The sequence below is a fragment of the Kitasatospora sp. NPDC059146 genome, from assembly GCF_042786665.1.
Classification (GTDB): Bacteria; Actinomycetota; Actinomycetes; order Streptomycetales; family Streptomycetaceae; genus Kitasatospora.
In genome coordinates this window covers 51,141-69,756 of sequence record NZ_JBHZCY010000011.1, presented here as the reverse complement: position 1 = coordinate 69,756, position 18,616 = coordinate 51,141, and the positions used below count along the sequence as shown (strand labels likewise).

Genomic DNA, 18,616 nt, shown 5'->3' with positions numbered 1-18,616 from the left:
CCCTTCCGTTCACCGCGCGGCGGCGACAGAGTGCTGCCATGGACTGCGACCTCTACCCCGACGTGGCTGCCGCGGGCAGCCTGGCCGCGCTGCTGGAGCGGACGGCGGCCGGCCTCGGCATCGCCCTCGCGGTGACGCCCCGAGCACCGGGCTCGCTCACCGCGGCGCGCATCGCCTCCTCGACCCCCGGCCGCGAGCCGCTCTCCGTCTACATCGACGAAGCCCCGCGCCGGCGGTTCGGCATCGCGGGCCGCAGCGGGAGCAACCAGCTCATCGGCGGCGGGACGACCGACCTCGCGGCCGTCGTCCGGGCGGGCGTGGCCTGGGGAGCGGGCCGGAGCCTGCGGGAGATGGCGGCGGAACTGCCCTTCGAGTGCGCCGTGGAGTTCGCCGACGCCCTCGCCCAGGGGGCGGCCGCGGTGGTGGCCCTGCAGTGGCGGCACGTGCGGGAGCACGCGGCCCGGACCGAGGACTTCCCCGAGTTCACCGCCCTCGTGGAAGCGGCCCACGCCGAACCGCGGCTGCGGCGGCTCTCCGTGTACCTCAGCCACTGGACGGTCGCGTTCAGCTCCTGCACCGACTTCCCGTTCCGCGACGAGGTGGCCGTCACCCCCTCGCCGAACGGCCCCTACTACGTCCGGGACAACCCGCTCTACAACTCGCCGGGCAAGGAGCCGCTGTCCCGCGTCCTCGCCGAAGCCACCTCGGCCGCCGAGGCCGTCGCCCTGGCGGCGGGCCACCTGCCCGCCGACCTCGGCCCGGCCGTCCTGGGCCGCGGGCTCGACGACGACTGACCGCAGGACCCGGCCGGGCGTCAGCGGTAGAGGCGGGCCGCCCGCCCGGGGGCGGCCAGGACGTCGGCGGCGAACAGGCCGTAGGCGTCGAAGTCCTCGGCCTCGACGAACGGGGTCGGGTCGTCGGCCAGGCCGTACCACTCCGGCGGCACCGGGTAGCGCAACTCGACGGCCTGGCCGACGGTCAGCACGCACTGCGGCTCGGCGATCCGGTGCCGGACGGTGGTGGCGGTGTCGAGGAGCAGGTCCCGCTCCCCCACCCGGATCCGCAGCCCGTCCCCGGCCCGGTAGAACACCACCTGGGTGCCGCCGAGCCGGCCGTAGTGGCCGTGCGTCGGCTGCCCGGGGTCGGCGGTGCGGTCGGGACCGAGCCGTCCGGTCGCCGGGTCGAAGTCGGCGACCCGGCCGTAGGCGTCGAAGTCGGCGATCAGCACGGTGGACCATCTCCTTGACGGGGCCGGTGCTCGGACGGCGCCCGGGGGCGGGGCTCCGGATGCCCCGCCCCCGGGTTTGCCACGAGCTGTTCCTACCAGCTGTTCCTACCTAGATGGCCGTGCAGTTGGGGTAGGCGTCCTTGGAGCTCCACCAGTCCAGCTGGCCCCAGGTCTGCGGGCCGACCTGGCCGTCGACCTGGAGGTTCGGCATACAGTTCTGGAAGATGCGGACGCGGCGCAGGGTGTCGTCACCGAAGACCCCGTCGACGGTGGTCTTGCCGAAGACGTCGGGGTTGAGCGAGTAGTTGAGCTCGCACTGGAGCTCCCTGACGGCGTCGCCGGTGGCGCCGTACTTGAGCAGCGGCTCGGCGGTGCTCCAGTCGCCGCAGCGGGTGCCTGCGGCCTCGGCGGTGCCGGCGGTGGCGACGGTGCCGGCGAGGAGCAGACCGGTGGCGGCCAGCCCGATGATGATCTTGCGCATGGGTTCCCTCCCGTTGGCGTGCGCCCGTTCTCGCGGCGCAGCGTGTGCCTCGACCCTAGCCAGGACCGATGCCCCAATGGGGTATCCAATTGACCGCCGGATCTGTGGGCCATTCGGGCCGGACGGGCGGTCAGGACGGTTGTCAGGGCCGGTAGCCGGCGAGGGTGTGGCGCGGGTGCCGATCCTCGGGGCCGCCGCCGGGTGCACGGCCCCATGCTGGTGCGCGCGGCGCCGGGCCCACCCGAGTACGGGTACTCGGGTGGGCCCGGGCGGATACCCGCTCGGGTAGTGCGGGCTACCCGGACGGGAGTCGGGGGCGGCCTCAGGGGGCCGCCTCGGGGACGGCCTCAGCGGGCGGGGGTGCCCTCGGGTGAGGATGCGTCAACTGTTGTGAATGGCTTGTCCGAAGAACATTCATATCAGTTCGCGGCGAACGGCGCGGAACGGCGCCGGCCACGGCGTCGGGCGAGGGCGGGAGGCGGGGTGTCGGAGCGGCCGGGCAGACTGGGGGTGGATCACCCGAACGAACCGAGGACGAGACCATGGCCGACCGGCCCCTGACCCTGATGGCAGTGCACGCCCACCCCGACGACGAGGCCACCGGCACCGGCGGCGTCCTCGCCCGCTACGCCGCCGAGGGCGTCCGCACCGTCCTGGTCACCTGCACCGACGGCGCCTGCGGCGACGGCCCCGGCGGCGTCAAGCCCGGCGAGGACGGGCACGACCCGGCCGCGGTGGCCGCGCTGCGCCGCAAGGAACTGGAGGCCAGCTGCCGGGTCCTGGGCGTCGAGCACCTCGAACTCCTGGAGTACGGCGACTCCGGGATGATGGGCTGGCCCGCCAACGACGCCCCCGGCTCGTTCTGGGGCACCCCGGTCGCCGAGGGCGCCGCCCGGCTGGCCGAACTGCTGCACCGCTACCGGCCGGACGTCGTCGTCACCTACGACGAGAACGGCTTCTACGGCCACCCCGACCACATCCAGGCCCACCGGATCACCATGGCCGCCCTGGAGCTGGTCCCGGACGTGACGTCCAAGGTGTACTGGACCACCGCGCCGCACTCGTCGATGAAGCGCTTCTTCGAGGCGATGCAGGAGTTCGGCACCGACTGGGACGAGCAGGCCGGCGAGGCCGCGGACGCCGGGGACGCCGGGGAGGCCGCCGCCGGGGCCGGACGGGCCCCCGAGCCCGAGCTGCCCCCGATCGGGCTGCCCGACGAGGAGGTCACCACCTGGGTGGACACCCACGCCTTCGGCGGCCAGAAGTACGACGCGCTGGCCGCGCACGCCAGCCAGGGCGAGAACATCTTCTTCCTGCGGATGGGCAAGGAGCGCTTCACCGAGCTGATGGGCACGGAGACCTTCGTCCGGGTCCGCGACACCACCGGCGCCGCCCTGCCGGAGCAGGACCTCTTCGCCGGCCTGCGCTGACGCGGGCCCGGTCGCCCCGGCCGGAGGGCGACCGGGCGCCCCGGGTCAGCCGCCCGGGGCGCCCGGGGCGCCCGGGGCCGCCCGGGCCTCCAGGAGCGGGCGCGGCGCCGGTGCGCCGGCCCGGCCGGCGAGGCGGTGCACGAGGGGGTTGACCGGCAGGGTGGCCGCGAGGGCGGTCAGCAGCAGGACCGTGAACAGCCGCTCCCCGATGATGCCCAGGTCCCGCCCCAGCGTCAGGATGAGGACCTCGCCCAGGCCCTTGGTGTTCAGCAGCACCCCCAGGGTGGCGGCCTCGCGGCGGGGCACGCCGGTGAGGCGGGCGCCGAGGACGGCCCCGGCGAACTTGCCGCCCCAGGCCACGGCCAGCAGCAGCGCGGCGGCGAGCAGGCCGGCGGCGTCGATGCCGTGCAGGTCCACGGACAGCCCGGTGAGGGCGAAGAAGACCGGGACGAGCAGGGCGCCGGCGTTGCGCAGCGGCAGTTGGACGGCCCGGCGCAGCTCCTCCCCCGCGTCCCGGGGCATGGCCAGGCCGAGGGCGAAGGCGCCGATCACCGCATGCAGGCCGAGCCGGGAGGCGGTCCAGGCGCAGAGCAGGGCGGCGCCGGCGACGGCGAGCAGGACCAGCAGCGGCCGGTCGGTGACGGCGCGCCGGGCGGGGCCGAGCAGCAGGCGGCGCAGCAGCGGGCGGACCAGCAGGACCAGGGCGGCCGCGCAGCCGGCGATCCGGGCGAGGGCGGCCGGCAGGCCGCCGTGGTCGGGGCCGTGGGCGGCGGCGGCCACGGCGGCGACGGCGCACCACAGGAGGATCTCGGTGAGGGCGCCGCAGGCGGTGGCGAGCACGCCGGTGCCGTCGGCCTGGAGGCGGTTCTCCTCGACGATGCGGGCCAGGACGGACAGGGCGCTGGCGGACAGCGCGATGCCGAGGAAGACGGTGAACAGGGCCGGGGTGGCGGCCGGTCCGGCCAGGGCGGGGTGGCGGGCGAGCAGGGCGGCCGCGAGGACGGCGGCGAGGGCGAAGGGCAGGGCGAGGGAGGCGGTGGTGACGGCCAGCACGGTGCGGGCCCGGCCGGCCAGCCGGCGCAGGTCGAGCTCCCAGCCGGCGGCGAACATGAAGAGCACGATGCCGAGTTGGGCGAGGACGGCGAGGTGGGCGCGGGCGGCGGGCGGGAAGAGCCGTTCGGTGGGGTCGCCGGGCAGCAGGCCGAGCACGCCGTGGCCGAGGACGACCCCGACGGCGATCTCGCCGACCACGGCGGGCTGGCGCAGCCGGGTGCGCAGCGGGGTCAGGGCGACGCCGGTGAGCAGGACCACGGCGACGTCGGCCAGGACGGTCGTGGCGGAGGTGCTGTCCATCGTGGCGTTCCCCTGGTCGCACGTACACGGTCGTGCACGGTTCACCGCATTGTGTGCGGTCGGCGTGGGGGCGGGTGGGGTGCGGCGCGGGCGGATCGGGGTGCGGTGCGGCGCCGTACGCCCCGGAACGCGTGCGCCCGCCCCGGCCCGCGTGGGGTGCGGGCCGGGGCGGGCGGTGCGGTTACGGGCGGTGGCAGTGGCGCGGGGGCGTCAGGCGGGGACGATGGCGAAGGCGCCGTTGCTGAGCGGGGTCTCGGTGTACTGGCCGCTGTTGATGGCCTGCGGCGAGTAGCTGTCGAAGACCTGGCCGTTGACGGTGACGCCGGAGAAGTCCAGGCGGTCGAAGGACGGGTAGCTCTGGCTCGGGGACTCTATGACGGCCTCGGCGCTGACGTTCTGTCCGTCGAGCTGCTGGTCGGTGGTCTCGGTCCAGCCCTTGGTGGTGTCGGTGATCCGCAGCGTGTAGGTGGAGCCGCCGCTGTTGACCACGGAGGCGGTGAAGCTGTCGCCGGCGTCCACCGGGTCGTTGAAGTACTGCGGCGGGTCGACGTTGGCTGCAGGAGCAGCGAGCACGAGATTGCCGATGCGGGAAAGGGCCGTGACTCCTCCCCCAGCTGACGCCGGGGGCTTCTCGCTAACCCTTCCGAGCGTCGCGACGGACCAGCCCGGCCCGTAGAACATTGACGGCTCCCACCGTGTCAGCGTGCGCCTGGTAGCCGCACACGACGCAGTGGAAGGTGTCCTGGGTGGGCCGGTTCTCCGCCGCAACGTGCCCACACTGATCACGGGGGCAAGTGCGGGAGGTGTTGCGGGGGTCCACGGCGATCACCTCCCGTCCGGCGCTTTCAGCCTTGGCGTGCAGGATCGTCAGGAACACCCCCCAACCGGCATCCGAGATCGACCGATTGAGCCCGGCCTTCGCTCTGGCCCCGTTGGGCTGGAAGCTGTCTGGCCGGTCGGAGTCGGGCTTCGGCACGGGAGCCTTGACCATGTTGCGGATCTTGAGGTCTTCGTGCGCGATCAGGTCATGTTCACGGACCAGGACTAAGGCGGTCTTGTGGGCGTGATCGAGACGCTGGCGACGAACCTTGCGGTGCAGGTCGGCTAGGGCCTGTCCGGCGGATCTTGGCAGATCAGCGCGCGGCGTTGGGCGCCCGGCTGGGCGTGCGCCCGAGTCGGCCTCGTACTGGACGTACTTGGGCGATTCGGGCGTGCGTCCAGGCGGGATGCCCGGCGTCGCGCGCCTGGCAAGATCCGCCGGACAGGCCCTAGGCGCCGGACGGCCTTCTTGCGGCGGTTGCCACGCCGCTTGCATCGTGACAGGGCCTGCTGCGCGGCTTCGAGTTTCGCGGCTGCCTTGGCCCTGTGGCGGGGGTTGGGGACGAACTCACCGTTGGAGTCGGCGAGGAAGTTGGCTATGCCCATGTCGATGCCAACCACGGAGCCGGTCGCGGGCAGCGGCTCCGGTTCACCCTGTTCGGCAGTCAGCACCACGTACCAGCGCCTGCCCTCACGCTTGACCGAGAGGGTCTTGACATTCCCCATCACCAGCCGGTGCCGATTGACTTTGACGTGTCCAACACCTTGGAACCGGACACGGGTGACCGGATCATGTGGTGTGGAATCCCAGCGGCAGCCGTCCCCGTCCCTGGGGAAGTCCACCGTGTCGAACCAGTTCACCCCACGAAAGCGCGGATAGCCCGGCGTCTCACCGGACTTGACCCGGCGGAAAAATGCGGCAAACGCCTTGTCCAACCTGCGCAACGTGGCCTGCTGCGAGGAAAACGACCAGCGGCCCTGACGCTCCGGATCGAACGCCCGGATCTCCTTGAGCTGCGCCGACTGATCGCCGTACCGGATCGTGGTCTTCGACCCGTGCCCGAAGGCGTCACGCCGTTCCTGCAACGCGCCATCGTAAAGCGAACAATGATCCCCCAACGTCTGAGCAAGCGCTTGCTGCTGACCCATGGTCGGCCGCATGAGGAACTTATACGCACGGATCACCCGGCCAACCCCCTTTCGGTCAACGCGATCACCATAATGCGCCCCACTGACACTGATAGTCGCAACTGGGTCTCCGGTGGTCGTGGCTCTGCCACTGACTGACGCTCTGCTGGGCTGTCCAACGCCAGGAATACGGTGCTTCGCGCATACCCATGCGAGATCAGGTGATGGACCGCTTCGGGGCCCGGACCCGGTTCCAGACGGGCATCCAGGCGGCACGGGCGAAGCTGCTGTGACGTCCCGTCGGCATCTCCTGCGAGCGGAGCGTGCTGTCGGTCGAGGCCGTGGTGCCGGTCGGCGCCGTGGCGCCGGTCGGGGTCGTGGTGTCAGTCGAGGCCGAGGCGCTTGTTGAGGGCCTCACCCGAGGGCAAGGGGTCGATGAACCGGTGCAGGAAGGCGAGCATCGCGTCGGTGTCCAGGCCCTCGGCGGCGGCGTCCATCCCGGCGTATAGAGACTCCTCGATCTCGGCGACGGCGGTGGCCAGGCGCACGCCCTCGGGGGTGAGGCTGAGCTGGAGGTAGCGGCGGTCCGCCTCGTCGGGGCGGCGCTCGACCAGCCCGGCCGCGACGACGCGCTCGACCAGGCGGCTGGGGTTGGTGCCGCTCTCGCACACCAGCAACTGCCCGAGCCCGTTGAGGCTCAAGGTGCCGTGCTGCTGGAGCAGGCGCAGCACCTCGGCCTGCGACGGGGTGATGCCGTGGGGCTTGAGAGCCTGGATCAGCAGCCGGTTGCCCTCGCGCTGGGCCGCCAGGATCGCGAACCGCAGGTGTTCGGCCTTACGCACCGGCGTCCTTCCGGGTGGTGGGGTCGATGGTCGGCAGGGTGTCGAGGAAGTCCTCGACCGCAGCAGCGTAGGTGGCCGGGTGGGAGAAGCGGAACATGTGACCGGTGCGCGGCAGCACGACCTCCCGGGCGTCGGGGATGCCCGCGAGCATGACCTTGGCGGCGTCCTCGCCGATCAGCACGTCGTGCGAGGGGCTCAGAAGCAGGGTCGGGACCTGGACCCGGCCGAGCACGCCCACGTAGTCGGCGGTGAGGACGGCCCGCAGTCGGGCGCCGAAGGAGCCGGCCGGGGTGTTGACGAGGAACAGCTCACGGCTGCGCGCCTCGCTCCAGGGCACCTGCCCCTCGCCGTCGAACGGGGAGGCGAGCCGGTGGGCGTGGGCGCGCAGCGTCAGCTGCCGGTACAGCGGGCCGCGGGCCGAGCCGATCGCCCGCATCAGGGCCTTCCACGCCGTGGAGTCGACCGGGTTGGCCGCGAATCCGCCGGACAGGACCAGGGCGCGCAGGCCGCGCGGGCGGCGGGTCGCGAGCGCGAGGGCAATGTTCGCGCCGAAGGAGTCGCCGACCAGCACGTAGTCGTCCAGGTCCGCGACCGCGTTCTCGACGTGGTCGGCGTAGCGCTCGATGTCGTCGACGACCTCGGGCAGGCGCAGCGTCCGCCGGGGCGCCTCACCGTAGGGGGCGAGCTGCTCGGCGCTCCACGGAGCGCCGGAGAAGCAGGGGACGAAGACAAGGGTCGGGGTTTTCGCTGTAGTGCTCATACCGAAGACAGTACACGATATATGTCACGACACATGTGTTGTGACATATGTAATACGGATCACATTCAAGGGCCGGCGGCAGGCGCTCAGGCGAGCAGGTCGTCGAGTTCGGCGGCGTAGAGCAGGGCCGGGTCGAAGCCCATCCCGGCGAAGTGGCCGGCCAGCTCCAGGGACAGCACGCCGTGCAGGCGGGTCCACAGGCTCAGGAAGCGGTGCAGCGCTTCGGGCGGGGCGGGGTGGCCGGAGGCCCAGTCGCGGTGGTCGGCGAGGTGGTCGGCGAGCACGGCGGGGGGCGACCCCCGCCCGGCGGGGGCGGCGGCGCAGGCGTCCAGCAGGACCGTCATGATCTCGCCGGAGATCGCGGTGGTGTCCTCGGGGGCGTGGTAGCCGGGCACGGGGGTGCCGTAGATCAGGAAGTAGCGCTGGGGGTCCGCGAGGGCCCACAGCCGCAGGGCGTGGGCCAGCGCGCGCAGGTCGGCGCCGCCCTCGGCGCCCACCCGCAGGGTGTCGGCGAGGCTGCGGTAGGCGTCGCGGACGAGTGCGGTGATCAGCTCGTCGCGGCCGGCGAAGTAGCGGTAGAGCGCGGGCCCGCTCAGGCCCATCCGCTTGGCGATGGCGTTGAGGGAGAGCGCGGAGGCCCCGGCCGCGGCGATCTGCTCCCGGGCGTGCCGCTTGACCTCCTCGCGCACCTGGGCGCGGTAGCGCTCCCTGGGGGTCGCGGTGTCCGCCTCCGCCTTCGCCATGCTCCGCCGCCTTCCGTGCCGGTGGGCTACATCCTCACGTTTTGGTTAGAGGTTATCACTGGCCCTGTTGACCCCGGCCGGACTCAGGAGTTACAACTTCTAACGAACGACAGAACACCTAACGGATCCACCAGACCTCCGTCGACCCAAGGGGACCGCCATGTCCGGCATCCGCACCGCCCTGTCCGCCGCCCTGTCCGCCGCCGCCCTCGCCGCCGCCCTCGCCGCCACCGTGCTCGGCACCGCCGCCGTGCCGGCCCAGGCCGCCACCGCCGCTTCCCCCGCCGCCCGGGTCCGCTACCGCACCGAGGCCGTGATCCACGCGCCGCTGTCCACCGTCTGGCGGCTGCAGACCGACGTCGCCCGCTGGCCGTCCTGGCAGCACGCCGTGTCGGGCGCCGAGCGCCTGGACCGCGGTCCGCTGCGGGCCGGCTCGGCGTTCCACTGGACCACCCCGCTGCCGCCCAACCCCGCCACCACCGCCCCCGCCCTGGACATCACCTCCACCGTCCGGCAGCTGCGCCCCGGCGCCTGCATCCGCTGGACCGGCCCCGCCGTCGCCGAGGGCCTGCACATCGACGGCGTGCACGTGTGGACCTTCACCCCGGTGCGCGGCGGCGTCCTGGTGCGCACCGAGGAGACCCACACCGGGCCGCAGGTCGACGCGGACGTCCCGGCCGCCACCGCGATCCTGCGTCAGGGCCTGGACGCCTGGCTGGGCGACCTGGCGAACGCCGCCGTCGACGCCCGGGGCTGACGCCCCGTCGCACTCCCCCGGCCCCGGCCCCACCCCCGCCGCCCGCGTGCGAGTGCGCAGGTCAGGAGCGGGCCGGTGGCGCGATCCGGGACCGGGACGCACCAGAATGGTGCGGACACCCCCCGGAAGTTGACAGAAAGTGAACCCCCACATGGATCTCGGCGTGCGCTGGAAGCTGCACGGTGACGGGCGGACGCCCGCACCGGGAGCGGTCGTCCGCCCCGACGAACGGCTCTCCTGGCCCCGTACGGCAGGGCTCGGCGCCCAGCACGTGGTCGCCATGTTCGGGGCGAGCTTCGTCGCCCCGGTGCTGATGGGGCTCGACCCCAACCTGGCGATCATGATGTCCGGCGTCTCGACCGTGATCTTCCTGCTGGCCACCCGCGGCCGGGTGCCCAGCTACCTCGGCTGCTCGCTGTCCTTCGTCGGGGTCGCCGCGGTGATCCGGGCGCAGGGCGGCACCAGCGCGACGGTGACCGGCGCGGTGCTCGTGGTGGGCGTGGTGCTGTTCCTGGTGGGCCTGGCGGTGCAGTACTTCGGGGCGCGGATCATCCACGCGACGATGCCGCCGATCGTCACCGGCGCCGTCGTCATGCTGATCGGCTTCAACCTCGCCCCGGTCACCGCCTCCACGTACTGGCCGCAGGACCAGTGGACGGCGCTGCTGGTGATGCTGTTCACCGGGCTCGCGGTGGTGTGCCTGCGCGGCTTCTGGTCGCGGGTGGCGATCTTCCTCGGGCTGGTCTTCGGGTACGGGATCTCCTGGGTCTTCGACCGGGTCTTCGGCAGGATCCACTCGGTGAGCCCGGGCGGGCAGCTGACCGACCACTGGCGCCTGGACCTCTCCGGCGTCGGCAAGGCGGACTGGATCGGCCTGCCCGCCTTCCACGGCCCCTCCTTCCAGTGGTCCGCCGTCCTGGTCGCGCTGCCCGTGGTGATCGCGCTGGTCGCCGAGAACGCCGGGCACGTCAAGGCGGTCGGCGAGATGACGGGCGAGAACCTGGACGACAAGCTGGGCACCGCGATCTCCGCGGACGGCATCGGCTCGGTGCTCTCCACCGCGCTCGGCGGCCCGCCCAACACCACCTACTCCGAGAACATCGGCGTCATGGCCGCCACCCGGGTCTACTCCACCGCCGCCTACTGGGCCGCGGCCGGCTTCGCCCTGCTGTTCGGCGTCTGCCCGAAGTTCGGCGCCGTCGTGGCGGCCATTCCGGGCGGGGTGCTCGGCGGCATCACCGTCATCCTGTACGGCATGATCGGGCTGCTCGGCGCCCAGATCTGGATCAAGTCCGGGGTCGACCTGCGCAACCCGCTGAACCTGGTGCCGGCCGCGGCGGGCATCATCATCGGCATCGGCAACGTGACCCTCAAGTTCAGCGACACGTTCAGCCTCAGCGGCATCGCGCTGGGCACCCTGGTCGTCATCACCGGCTACCACGCGCTGCGGGCGCTGGCCCCCGCGCACCTCAAGACCCAGGAGCCGCTGCTGGACGAGGGCACCTCCTCGTACGACGCGCCGCCGCCCGGAAGCTCCCGGGGCGAGGGGGACTCCCGGGGCTCCGGGGGCGAGGGGCAGCGGCCCACGCCGTAGGCAGAATTGACCCGAACATGACCTAAAAGTACTTCCGCCGGTCGTTCCGCCTGGTCGGCCCGGCCGTCGGGTGGTCGAATCGCAGCCAGCGATTTCGACCACCCGATTTCCGTTGGGAGCGTCATGTCCCCCCTGTCCCGTCACCGCCGGCTCGCCGTCGGGGCCCTGGCCCTGGCCACCTGCGCGGTCTCCTGCGGCTCGGCCGCCGCCGACAGCCCCGCCGCCGCCCCGGCGGCGGCGGGCAAGGTCCTGTGGACCCCGAGCACCAAGACCGGCCCCTCCTCCTTCCCCGGCGTGCAGTGCGCCGCCCCGAGCACCTTCGGCGTCGTCAAGGACCCCGCCAAGGGCGACGTGTGGCGGGCCTTCCAGGCCGCGAACCAGGAACGCTGCGAGACGGTCGGCCCGGACCTCAGGAGCGGCGACACCTTCTACCTGGGCTGGTCCTCCACGGTGGACATCAAGGACGACCAGAGCCGGTACGTGTTCCAGCTCAAGTGCTCGCCCAGCGAGGGCACCGCCAACCACCCGATCGAGATCGACATCACCAACAGCCGGGTGCGGCTCCAGGAATGGGACACCGAGCACGTGGCGCACCCGCTGTGGACGGCGCCGGTGAACAACGGCGAGTGGCACGCGTACGCGCTCAAGATCCACCTGGGCCGCACCGACGGGACGATCGACTTCTGGTTCGACGGCAAGAAGCAGACGTTCAGCACCGGCGCGGGCACCTTCAAGGGCACCACCTGGGACGGCGACCGCAACTACCTCAAATGGGGCTCCTACCACCAGAACCCGGGCGCCGCGACGAACACCTTCACCAGCCCGGTGATGGCCACCACCCTGGCCCTGGCCACCGCCGGCTCGTAGGCACGCCCACGGCCCCGGACCCGGTCCCGGACCCGGACCGCAACGGATGCGGGCGATCGCCGCAGCCGTCCCGTCGGCCCGCCCGCCGCCCGCGCGGGCGGGCCCGTTCCCGGTAGCGTCGCGACGACCGTGGGGGACGAAAGGGGCAGGCGGACATGGCGCAGGAACAGGGTGACGTACGGGTGGTGCGGACCGAGGACGAACTGCTGGAGCTGCTCGACGGGCTGTTCGCGCAGGCCCGGCGGGAACGGGCGCCGCGACACGCCGACCGGAGCCGGCCGGTGCCGGCCCTCAGCGGGAAGCCGGACGAGAGCCTGGCGGACCTGCTGGACCGCGGGGTGATCGGGGCGTCCCCGGGTGGACGCGGACTCGACCTCGGCTGCGGCAACGGCCGCAACACCCTCCACCTGCGGATGCACGGTTTCGCCATGGACGGGCTGGACCGCGACCAGCGGGCCCTGGACCAGGCGCGCAGCCGCCAGGAGCAGTTCGAGTACCACCTCGGCTTCGACCTGGGAGTGCGCTTCCACCACGGGGACGCCTTCGGGCCGGTGGCGGCCGCCCTGACCGGTCCGTACGACCTGGTCTACGACTCGGGCCTCTTCCAGCACCTGCCGCCGCACCGCCGGCCCGGCTACCTCGCGCTGCTGGCGCGGCTGACGGCGCCCGGCGGACACCTGGGACTGGTCTGCTGCGCGCCGGACGGCGACGGGGCGGGGACGCGGACCCCGGACGCGCAGCTGTACCGGGACGGCGCCCCGCACGGCGCCCCGGCCTACACCGCCGACGAACTGCGCCGGATCTTCGTCGAGGGGCCGCTGGGCCTCCAGGAGGTGGAGCTGCGGCGGATGCGCGACGAATCGGCGCCGGACGCGAGCCGGTTCGGCCGGCCCGGCCTGTGGGCCGCACTGTTCCGGCGGCCCGAGCGATGAAGCGCCCGGCCCGCCCGACCCCGGCGCCGGCGGCGAGCCGCCCGCCGAGGGTCCGGCACGGTCCCTGACGGAGCCGAGCCGAGCGCGGGCGCTCCGCCGCGGGGGGGCGTCAGCGGATCCGGGCCACCCGGGCCGCCGCCACGGCCACCAGCAGGCCCAGGCCGACGCAGGCCGCGCAGACCAGGAACATCGTCCGGTACCCGGTCGCCTCGGCGACCAGCCCGAGCGAGCCGCTGCCCGCGGCGAGGCCCACGGTGAAGCAGGCCCCGAAGGTCGACAGCGCCGTGGCACGCCCGCGTTCGTCGACCGAGCGCACCACGAACAGCCCCAGCACCGGGTAGATCTGCCACATGCCGATCCCGGTGAGCACCCCGCCGACCACGCCCAGGACGAGGCCGTTCGACAGCCCGATGAGCGCGACCCCCAGGGCCTCGACGAGGAACAGGGCGGCGAGCGCCACCGGTCGCGTGGCCTCCCAGCGGATCCAGGTGCTCGCCACCCGCAGCAGCACCACGGTCAGGGAGTAGGCGGTGACCACGGCCGCTCCCCCGGCGACCCCGAGGGCGTCGAACTTGGCGACCGCGAAGCCGGAGACGGCCGCGAAGCCGAACGCGGTGAACACCAGCGCCACACTGGACAGCACCGTACCCAGCAGCGCCCGGCCCCGCACGATGCCGCCCGCCCCCTCCTTCGCCTTCGGCGGCACCCGCACCTCCGGCACGGCCAGGGCTATGGGGATGACGAGCAGGGCCAGCAGCCCGGCGATCACGAACGTGGTCGTCGTGCCCACCAGGTGCTCCACCAGCGTGCCCAGCGGGGCGCCCAGGCCGATGGCCACGTAGATGACGGTGCCGGCCAGCCCCAGCGCCCAGCTCTGCCGGTCCTTGGCGACGAGTTGGACGGGCCAGACCCCGGTCGCGGCCAGCATCACGCCCATGCCGATGCCCACCAGCATGCGCAGGCCCACGAGTTGGGCGATCGACCCGGCGAGCGGGTAGGCGATGGTGGCGAGCGTGGTCACGATCGCGCCGCCGACGGTCAGGACCCGGGCACCGAGGCGGTTCATCAGCACGCCCGACACCGGGCGCGCCAGCAGGGCCGTCAGCGCGTAACCGCCGACGACGGCGCCGACCTCGGCGGGCCCGCCGTGGAGTCGTCCGGTGACGTGGCCGGGCAGGATCGGGATGGTCAGGGCGAACGGCATGTAGCCGATGCCGCTGGCCAGCGAGATCAGCAGGGCATGCCGGACGGATCTCTTGTCGGTGGTCTCGGTCGCAGGCTGCTGCGACAGCTGATCGGTCTGCACGCGCACAGGTTTCACTCCCGTTGATTGATCCTCAGCGATTCTCACACTGAGTCTCTTCCTGCTTCACCGACCTCCGCCAACTCCGGAGAGTAAGGTCTTACGTGGTCTCCACGAGGCGTTTTTCCTCTCCGGACAACTCCCCGGCGAGGGTTCTCAAGTCAGTCAGAAGTTCGGGTCGGCGAGCATCGCCGCGAGGAGGTTGCCTGCCGCGTTGTCGTCCCGGTCGTGGTGGACACCACACCCGGGACAGACCCATACGCGGTCCGAGAGGACCAGGCCCTGATTGATCCGCTTGCAGTCTCCGCAGGTCTTGGAGGAGGGGAACCAGCGGTCGGCTGTCCAGATGCGGGAGCCGTACCAGTCGGCCTTGTACTCCAACTGCCGGACGAACTCCCCGAACCCGGCGTCACTGATGGCGCGGGACAGCCTGCGGTTCTTGACCATGCCCTTGACGTGCAGGGTCTCCACGGCGATGGCCGACTTGGTTCTCGTCAGCTCGGTAGTGGTCTTGTGCAGAAAGTCTTTACGCCGGTCGGCGACCCGCAGGTGGATTCGGCTCACGCGTCGGCGTGCCTTACCCCGGTTCTTCGATCCCTCCTTGGACTTGGACAGCTTCCGGTTCGCTTTCCTGAGAGCACGCAGAGCCGCCTTGAGTGGCTTGGGGGCGTCGATCTCCCTGCGGGTGCCATCGCTGTCGCGGATGACCGCGAAGGTCTTCGATCCGAGGTCGATGCCACACGCGGGAGCGTCGTGGCTGACCTAGCGGCGCTTGTTGACGCCATCGCGGTCCACCTCGATCTGAAAGGAGACCCACCACCGTCCGGCCTGTTCGCGGACGGTCGCGCCGACTATGCGCGCCTCGCCGGTAGCCATTCGGCTGGTGAGCCAGGACATGTCCTCACAGGTGGTCACGTCCCCGATGGCGGGCAGCCGCACGGTATTCGAGTCCAGGGGTTTGGCACGGTCGGCGTCGTAGCGGAACCGCGAACCGTCCTTGCGCTTGCGCCAGCCCGGGAAGCCCACCTTCGCGCCCTTGCGCTTGCCTTGTTTGGACTTGAGGTAGTTGGAGAATCCGGCCGCCCGGACCCGGCACGCTTCTTTCGGGATGCGGGAGGACAGCCCCTGCGGCCTACCGTGGAGTTCTCCACCACTCGGGACAGCCCGCAGTGCCGCCCCATCGACACGGCCTGGTCCGAATCGGGCGCGAGCTCGAACCTGACTCCCTGCTTGTGGGTCACTCGGTACTCTCCGCAGCCGCAGTCAACGCCCTCTCCGCTCGGTCGCGGGCGACGCGGCGACCGTACAGGCGCGCGCAGAACGAGGTGAGGACGTCCGTCATGTCCCACACCTGATAGTCATCCACCTCATCGTCGCCCACAACACGCACGGTATGGCCCTGCGCTGACAGCGCGGGTTCGATGTGCCCCACCCCGAAACAGGCCGGCCGGTAGCGGTGCTCCACCACGATCACGGGTTGACGAACGCCCTCACCGGTTGGTGACGGCCCGGACCGCAGGGGGTGCGGTCCGGGCCTACCGTTTCAGACGCTCCCGAACTCCCCGCTGCGGACGGCGGCAACGAAGGACTTCCACGCCTCGGACGGGAAGACCAGGGCCGGGCCCTGGGGGTCCTTGGAGTCGCGGACGGGAGCCAGCCCGGGGAAGTTCGGAGCCACCTCGACGCAGGTTCCGCCGTTGTTGCTGTAGGAGGACTTGAACCACCGGGCATCGGACAGATCAAGGCGGTCGGACATGGCATTCCTCTCAGATCTCGCCGAACTCGCCACTGCGCACGGCAGTAACGAACGACTTCCACGCCTCTGCCGGAAAGACCAGAGCCGGGCCGCTGGGATCCTTGGAGTCACGAACAGGCATCACCCCTGGAAAACCTGGCGCAACCTCCACGCAGTTGCCCCCGTTGTTGCTGAAACCGGACCTTCGCCATCTGGCGTCGGTCAGGTCGAGAGTGGGGCCGGTCATTCAAGGTCCTTCCGAACGGCACGGATCACATCGAGCGAAGGCATCTTGGGCAATGACTCCACCTGGAGTTGATCGTAGTCACCGTCCCAGGCTTCCACCGCCCTGTGCCCCCGCTCCACGATCCCACGTGCCTGGGACTCGGCATAGCCGACGACCGAGCGGTCGCGAAGGGTCAACAGGACTATCGGCATCGTGAACGGGACGTGCTCCCCGAGGGAGAAAGGGGCCACCTGCAGCGTGATGTGCGGAAGCTCGGCCAAACCCTCAAGGTGCAGAAGTTGCTGGAGCATGACATCACGCCCTCCCACTGGCCGAAGCAGACAGCTCTCATCCATGACGGCATGCACCACTGGCGGCGGGTCGCGACGAAGCACCAGCTGACGCCCCATCAGGAAGTCGACTCGCTCCTTCGCCTGGGACTTGGTGATGCTGCCACGAAGGACGGCCGCACGAGCCAGGGCCGACGCGTACGCCTCAGTCTGAAAGAGGCCCGGCATGACGTTCAACTCAAAGGTGCGGATCTTTCGGCACCTCGCTTCGGCCTCGACGTACTCGTCGAATCCTTCCAGCAGGCTGGCGTTCGAGATTCGCCGCCACAGCTCGACGAACACTCCACCCGTCTCGAACACCTGGTCGGCCGCAACCGCAAATTTACGTGTTACAGGCTTCTTCGCTCCTTCGATGTACGAGATCAGCCCATGGCTGTAGCCCATGCGCCTGCCAAGCGCACTCTGAGACCAGCCCCTTGCGCGCCGCTGCCTGCGGAGTTCATTCCCGAAGCGCACGGCAGGAGACAACGACTGATCGTCTTCATCGATCCCCACGATCTTCCTCGTCTTGTCACTCGGCAGAACTGTGAAGGTTGAAGCCTGGCGATCGTAGAGGACGGAACGCCATCATGGCTACACCCGGTGATTCGCCGGATGCGCAGTGCAACCTCCGGAGACCCCCATGCCTTCTCCCCCCTTCCAACTCCACGAAGTGGTGCAGGACTTCAGCAACCCGACAGATCCCCGCGAGGGGGTCTTCGTAGAGGTGCTGTTCGGCAAGGCCGTCCTTCGTCCCCTCGGGGCGACCGGGCCGGAGTGGAAGGTCGACCCGTCCTTCCTCCACTCCCTCACCCCCCGGGAGACCGCGCCGGGGACCTGCGGAAAGCCGCGTCGTCGGCCGCTGTAACACCATCGAACTCCCCACACCTGGAGCAGAATTGAGCAGGATCCTCCTCAAGCACCGCCCGCCCGCGCGGCGTTCGGGCCACCATGTCTTCGTCCTCACCGAGGACCCCGACGGGTCGGGCGAGCCCCTCGTCCTCCTCGCCGATCCCGTCCACCAGGACGGCTTCACGCTGCCCGGCGGCAGCGCCGAGCAGGACGAGCTCCCCCATCTCGCCGCCCGCCGGCACCTCGACACCCAGACCGGGCTCGTCCTGGGCCTGCGCACCGTCCTGACCATCGACTACGTGCCCGCCGCCGAGTTCCCCGAGGGCCTCGACTTCGTCTACGCGGGCGGCACGGTCACGCCCCAGCAGGCCCAGGCCGTCCGCCGCCACGAGCCGCCGGGCGACATCCGCGGCCTCCACTGGGTCCCGCAGTCCAGGCTGCGCGAGGTCATGGCCGACGACCAGTACCGCCGCGTCGACGACGCCTGGGACGCCTGGGACCACGGCGCCTGCCTCCCCCTCCTCATCCGGGGCGTCCCGGTCCCGGTGAGCTGATCGGCACCCGCCGCACCGCGCCGCGCGGTCCGGGCCCGCGGCTCACGGTGACTTCTGACGTGCCGCCGCGGACTGGCTCCGCTGGAAACGGGACCACGCCGCGGCGATCCACAGCAGCGAGACCCACCACGCCATCCCCACCACCGCGATCACACCGGTGCCGACCATCCCGAGGAGCGCCCACCACCCGGTCCCGTCGACCAGCAGCACGAGGAAGCCGACTATTGCGAACGGCGTGGACCCCAGCAGCGCCGCGAGGCCGTAACGCGGTTTGGCGTCCGTTCCCCCACCACCACCGACAAGGCGTGGCCAACAGTGTCCCCACGGCCCGGCAGCGGGTCCTGAGTACGGGTACTCAGCTTCACTCCACCGTGCGGCGTGCGCTTCCCTCCCCTACGGTGCACCAGACCAGGACACGATGAGGGTGGGCAGGGCGGTGAGGTCCAGCGGCGGCAGGGCCCCGAGTCGTAGGCCCACCCCGACCAGTCGTAGATCCAGGCCGGTTCGGCGCCGTTCCGGTTCATCGGGGACCTCCGTGCATACCCCAGGCTTTGGCCGGGGGTGGGGTACCTCCCGCTTACGGGGGAGAAACGGACTGCCTGCGGAGCAGGTCAGGTGGCGGTGTTTCGCTGTCAGGGCGGACCGCTGTGCGGGTGGCCGCATCTGGTTGTCAGTGCCTGTCG

At 71.6% G+C, this 18,616-nt stretch carries 22 protein-coding genes and 2 pseudogenes; 8 read left to right on the top strand and 16 right to left on the bottom strand.

Annotation, left to right across the window (positions count from 1 at the left end; genetic code table 11):
- Positions 1 to 38: 38 nt before the first annotated feature.
- Positions 39 to 794: a DUF6193 family natural product biosynthesis protein gene (locus ACFXPX_RS07305; RefSeq protein WP_380639992.1), complete on the top strand. Its 756-nt coding sequence runs from the start codon at positions 39 to 41 to the stop codon at positions 792 to 794.
- 20 nt (positions 795 to 814) lie between these two features.
- On the opposite strand, the gene ACFXPX_RS07300 is transcribed toward ACFXPX_RS07305, so the two are convergent.
- Together ACFXPX_RS07300 and ACFXPX_RS07295 are read right to left on the bottom strand one after the other, a co-directional pair.
- The gene (locus ACFXPX_RS07300; protein ID WP_380639990.1) at positions 815 to 1,228 is read right to left on the bottom strand and encodes a hypothetical protein; all 414 of its coding nucleotides are present in this window, start codon (positions 1,226 to 1,228) and stop codon (positions 815 to 817) included.
- A gap of 109 nt (positions 1,229 to 1,337) precedes the next feature.
- Positions 1,338 to 1,709: a peptidoglycan-binding protein gene (locus ACFXPX_RS07295; protein WP_375895775.1), complete on the bottom strand. Its 372-nt coding sequence runs from the start codon at positions 1,707 to 1,709 to the stop codon at positions 1,338 to 1,340.
- A gap of 542 nt (positions 1,710 to 2,251) precedes the next feature.
- On the opposite strand from ACFXPX_RS07295, the gene ACFXPX_RS07290 reads away from it, so the two are divergent.
- The gene (locus ACFXPX_RS07290; protein WP_380639988.1) at positions 2,252 to 3,139 is read left to right on the top strand and encodes a PIG-L family deacetylase; all 888 of its coding nucleotides are present in this window, start codon (positions 2,252 to 2,254) and stop codon (positions 3,137 to 3,139) included.
- A gap of 45 nt (positions 3,140 to 3,184) precedes the next feature.
- Here the strand turns inward: ACFXPX_RS07290 and ACFXPX_RS07285 are convergent, their stop codons facing one another.
- The 6 genes and pseudogenes from ACFXPX_RS07285 to ACFXPX_RS07260 all read right to left on the bottom strand — a co-directional run bounded on the left by ACFXPX_RS07285 (position 3,185) and on the right by ACFXPX_RS07260 (position 8,784).
- The gene (locus ACFXPX_RS07285; protein ID WP_380639986.1) at positions 3,185 to 4,492 is read right to left on the bottom strand and encodes a cation:proton antiporter; all 1,308 of its coding nucleotides are present in this window, start codon (positions 4,490 to 4,492) and stop codon (positions 3,185 to 3,187) included.
- A gap of 210 nt (positions 4,493 to 4,702) precedes the next feature.
- Positions 4,703 to 5,065: a hypothetical protein gene (locus tag ACFXPX_RS07280; protein WP_380593601.1), complete on the bottom strand. Its 363-nt coding sequence runs from the start codon at positions 5,063 to 5,065 to the stop codon at positions 4,703 to 4,705.
- A 70-nt stretch (positions 5,066 to 5,135) separates the two neighbouring features.
- Positions 5,136 to 6,472 (bottom strand): annotated as a pseudogene (locus ACFXPX_RS07275) (RNA-guided endonuclease InsQ/TnpB family protein); the annotation flags it as partial.
- Positions 6,473 to 6,822: 350 nt separating this feature from the next.
- Positions 6,823 to 7,281, bottom strand: coding sequence for a MarR family winged helix-turn-helix transcriptional regulator (locus ACFXPX_RS07270; protein WP_380525312.1), 459 nt, complete (start codon positions 7,279 to 7,281; stop codon positions 6,823 to 6,825).
- Entirely contained in the window at positions 7,274 to 8,041 is a 768-nt protein-coding gene (locus ACFXPX_RS07265) for an alpha/beta fold hydrolase (protein WP_380525311.1), read from the bottom strand. Before ACFXPX_RS07265 ends, ACFXPX_RS07270 begins: the two co-directional genes overlap by 8 nt.
- Before the next feature lie 86 nt (positions 8,042 to 8,127).
- The gene (locus tag ACFXPX_RS07260) at positions 8,128 to 8,784 is read right to left on the bottom strand and encodes a TetR/AcrR family transcriptional regulator (protein ID WP_380525309.1); all 657 of its coding nucleotides are present in this window, start codon (positions 8,782 to 8,784) and stop codon (positions 8,128 to 8,130) included.
- 160 nt (positions 8,785 to 8,944) lie between these two features.
- On the opposite strand from ACFXPX_RS07260, the gene ACFXPX_RS07255 reads away from it, so the two are divergent.
- The 4 genes from ACFXPX_RS07255 (at position 8,945) to ACFXPX_RS07240 (ending at position 12,934) form a co-directional block, all read left to right on the top strand.
- Positions 8,945 to 9,541 (top strand): SRPBCC family protein, encoded by a 597-nt coding sequence (locus ACFXPX_RS07255; protein ID WP_380525308.1) that lies wholly within the window; start codon positions 8,945 to 8,947, stop codon positions 9,539 to 9,541.
- Positions 9,542 to 9,692: 151 nt separating this feature from the next.
- Positions 9,693 to 11,135: a uracil-xanthine permease family protein gene (locus ACFXPX_RS07250; RefSeq protein WP_380639984.1), complete on the top strand. Its 1,443-nt coding sequence runs from the start codon at positions 9,693 to 9,695 to the stop codon at positions 11,133 to 11,135.
- 123 nt (positions 11,136 to 11,258) lie between these two features.
- Positions 11,259 to 12,002 (top strand): heparin lyase I family protein, encoded by a 744-nt coding sequence (locus ACFXPX_RS07245; RefSeq protein ID WP_375895796.1) that lies wholly within the window; start codon positions 11,259 to 11,261, stop codon positions 12,000 to 12,002.
- A 155-nt stretch (positions 12,003 to 12,157) separates the two neighbouring features.
- Positions 12,158 to 12,934, top strand: a complete 777-nt coding sequence (locus tag ACFXPX_RS07240) for an SAM-dependent methyltransferase (protein ID WP_380593596.1) — start codon at positions 12,158 to 12,160, stop codon at positions 12,932 to 12,934.
- Between the two features lie 109 nt (positions 12,935 to 13,043).
- On the opposite strand, the gene ACFXPX_RS07235 is transcribed toward ACFXPX_RS07240, so the two are convergent.
- The 7 genes and pseudogenes from ACFXPX_RS07235 to ACFXPX_RS07205 form a co-directional block, all read right to left on the bottom strand.
- On the bottom strand, positions 13,044 to 14,240 hold the full coding sequence (locus tag ACFXPX_RS07235) for an MFS transporter (protein ID WP_380639982.1): 1,197 nt from the start codon (positions 14,238 to 14,240) through the stop codon (positions 13,044 to 13,046).
- 162 nt (positions 14,241 to 14,402) lie between these two features.
- Positions 14,403 to 14,972, bottom strand: a complete 570-nt coding sequence (locus ACFXPX_RS07230) for an RNA-guided endonuclease TnpB family protein (protein ID WP_380640038.1) — start codon at positions 14,970 to 14,972, stop codon at positions 14,403 to 14,405.
- 27 nt (positions 14,973 to 14,999) lie between these two features.
- Positions 15,000 to 15,263 (bottom strand): hypothetical protein, encoded by a 264-nt coding sequence (locus ACFXPX_RS07225; RefSeq protein WP_380639980.1) that lies wholly within the window; start codon positions 15,261 to 15,263, stop codon positions 15,000 to 15,002.
- Positions 15,264 to 15,474: 211 nt separating this feature from the next.
- A pseudogene (locus ACFXPX_RS07220) lies at positions 15,475 to 15,708 on the bottom strand (IS607 family transposase); the annotation flags it as partial.
- Between the two features lie 72 nt (positions 15,709 to 15,780).
- Positions 15,781 to 15,993: a DUF397 domain-containing protein gene (locus ACFXPX_RS07215; RefSeq protein WP_380525303.1), complete on the bottom strand. Its 213-nt coding sequence runs from the start codon at positions 15,991 to 15,993 to the stop codon at positions 15,781 to 15,783.
- 10 nt (positions 15,994 to 16,003) lie between these two features.
- Positions 16,004 to 16,219 (bottom strand): DUF397 domain-containing protein, encoded by a 216-nt coding sequence (locus tag ACFXPX_RS07210; RefSeq protein ID WP_380525302.1) that lies wholly within the window; start codon positions 16,217 to 16,219, stop codon positions 16,004 to 16,006.
- Entirely contained in the window at positions 16,216 to 17,043 is an 828-nt protein-coding gene (locus ACFXPX_RS07205; protein ID WP_380593595.1) for a helix-turn-helix domain-containing protein, read from the bottom strand. The genes ACFXPX_RS07210 and ACFXPX_RS07205 overlap by 4 nt, the downstream gene beginning before the upstream one ends.
- Positions 17,044 to 17,170: 127 nt before the next feature.
- Between ACFXPX_RS07205 and ACFXPX_RS07200 the strand changes: the two genes are divergently transcribed.
- Together ACFXPX_RS07200 and ACFXPX_RS07195 are read left to right on the top strand one after the other, a co-directional pair.
- The gene (locus tag ACFXPX_RS07200; RefSeq protein WP_380593594.1) at positions 17,171 to 17,395 is read left to right on the top strand and encodes a hypothetical protein; all 225 of its coding nucleotides are present in this window, start codon (positions 17,171 to 17,173) and stop codon (positions 17,393 to 17,395) included.
- A gap of 31 nt (positions 17,396 to 17,426) precedes the next feature.
- Entirely contained in the window at positions 17,427 to 17,933 is a 507-nt protein-coding gene (locus tag ACFXPX_RS07195) for an NUDIX domain-containing protein (RefSeq protein ID WP_380525298.1), read from the top strand.
- Positions 17,934 to 17,975: 42 nt separating this feature from the next.
- Here ACFXPX_RS07195 and ACFXPX_RS07190 read toward each other — a convergent pair whose 3' ends face one another.
- Positions 17,976 to 18,143: a hypothetical protein gene (locus tag ACFXPX_RS07190; protein ID WP_380525296.1), complete on the bottom strand. Its 168-nt coding sequence runs from the start codon at positions 18,141 to 18,143 to the stop codon at positions 17,976 to 17,978.
- Positions 18,144 to 18,616: the final 473 nt, after the last annotated feature.

What these genes read in the sequence shown, in the direction of transcription:
- ACFXPX_RS07305 (WP_380639992.1), top strand. Translation starts at nt 39, where the DNA reads ATGGACTGCGACCTCTACCCCGACGTGGCTGCCGCGGGCAGCCTGGCC.
- ACFXPX_RS07295 (WP_375895775.1), bottom strand. Translation starts at nt 1,709, where the DNA reads ATGCGCAAGATCATCATCGGGCTGGCCGCCACCGGTCTGCTCCTCGCC.
- ACFXPX_RS07290 (WP_380639988.1), top strand. Translation starts at nt 2,252, where the DNA reads ATGGCCGACCGGCCCCTGACCCTGATGGCAGTGCACGCCCACCCCGAC.
- ACFXPX_RS07285 (WP_380639986.1), bottom strand. Translation starts at nt 4,492, where the DNA reads ATGGACAGCACCTCCGCCACGACCGTCCTGGCCGACGTCGCCGTGGTC.
- ACFXPX_RS07265 (WP_380525311.1), bottom strand. Translation starts at nt 8,041, where the DNA reads ATGAGCACTACAGCGAAAACCCCGACCCTTGTCTTCGTCCCCTGCTTC.
- ACFXPX_RS07260 (WP_380525309.1), bottom strand. Translation starts at nt 8,784, where the DNA reads ATGGCGAAGGCGGAGGCGGACACCGCGACCCCCAGGGAGCGCTACCGC.
- ACFXPX_RS07255 (WP_380525308.1), top strand. Translation starts at nt 8,945, where the DNA reads ATGTCCGGCATCCGCACCGCCCTGTCCGCCGCCCTGTCCGCCGCCGCC.
- ACFXPX_RS07250 (WP_380639984.1), top strand. Translation starts at nt 9,693, where the DNA reads ATGGATCTCGGCGTGCGCTGGAAGCTGCACGGTGACGGGCGGACGCCC.
- ACFXPX_RS07245 (WP_375895796.1), top strand. Translation starts at nt 11,259, where the DNA reads ATGTCCCCCCTGTCCCGTCACCGCCGGCTCGCCGTCGGGGCCCTGGCC.
- ACFXPX_RS07240 (WP_380593596.1), top strand. Translation starts at nt 12,158, where the DNA reads ATGGCGCAGGAACAGGGTGACGTACGGGTGGTGCGGACCGAGGACGAA.
- ACFXPX_RS07215 (WP_380525303.1), bottom strand. Translation starts at nt 15,993, where the DNA reads ATGTCCGACCGCCTTGATCTGTCCGATGCCCGGTGGTTCAAGTCCTCC.
- ACFXPX_RS07210 (WP_380525302.1), bottom strand. Translation starts at nt 16,219, where the DNA reads ATGACCGGCCCCACTCTCGACCTGACCGACGCCAGATGGCGAAGGTCC.
- ACFXPX_RS07200 (WP_380593594.1), top strand. Translation starts at nt 17,171, where the DNA reads ATGCCTTCTCCCCCCTTCCAACTCCACGAAGTGGTGCAGGACTTCAGC.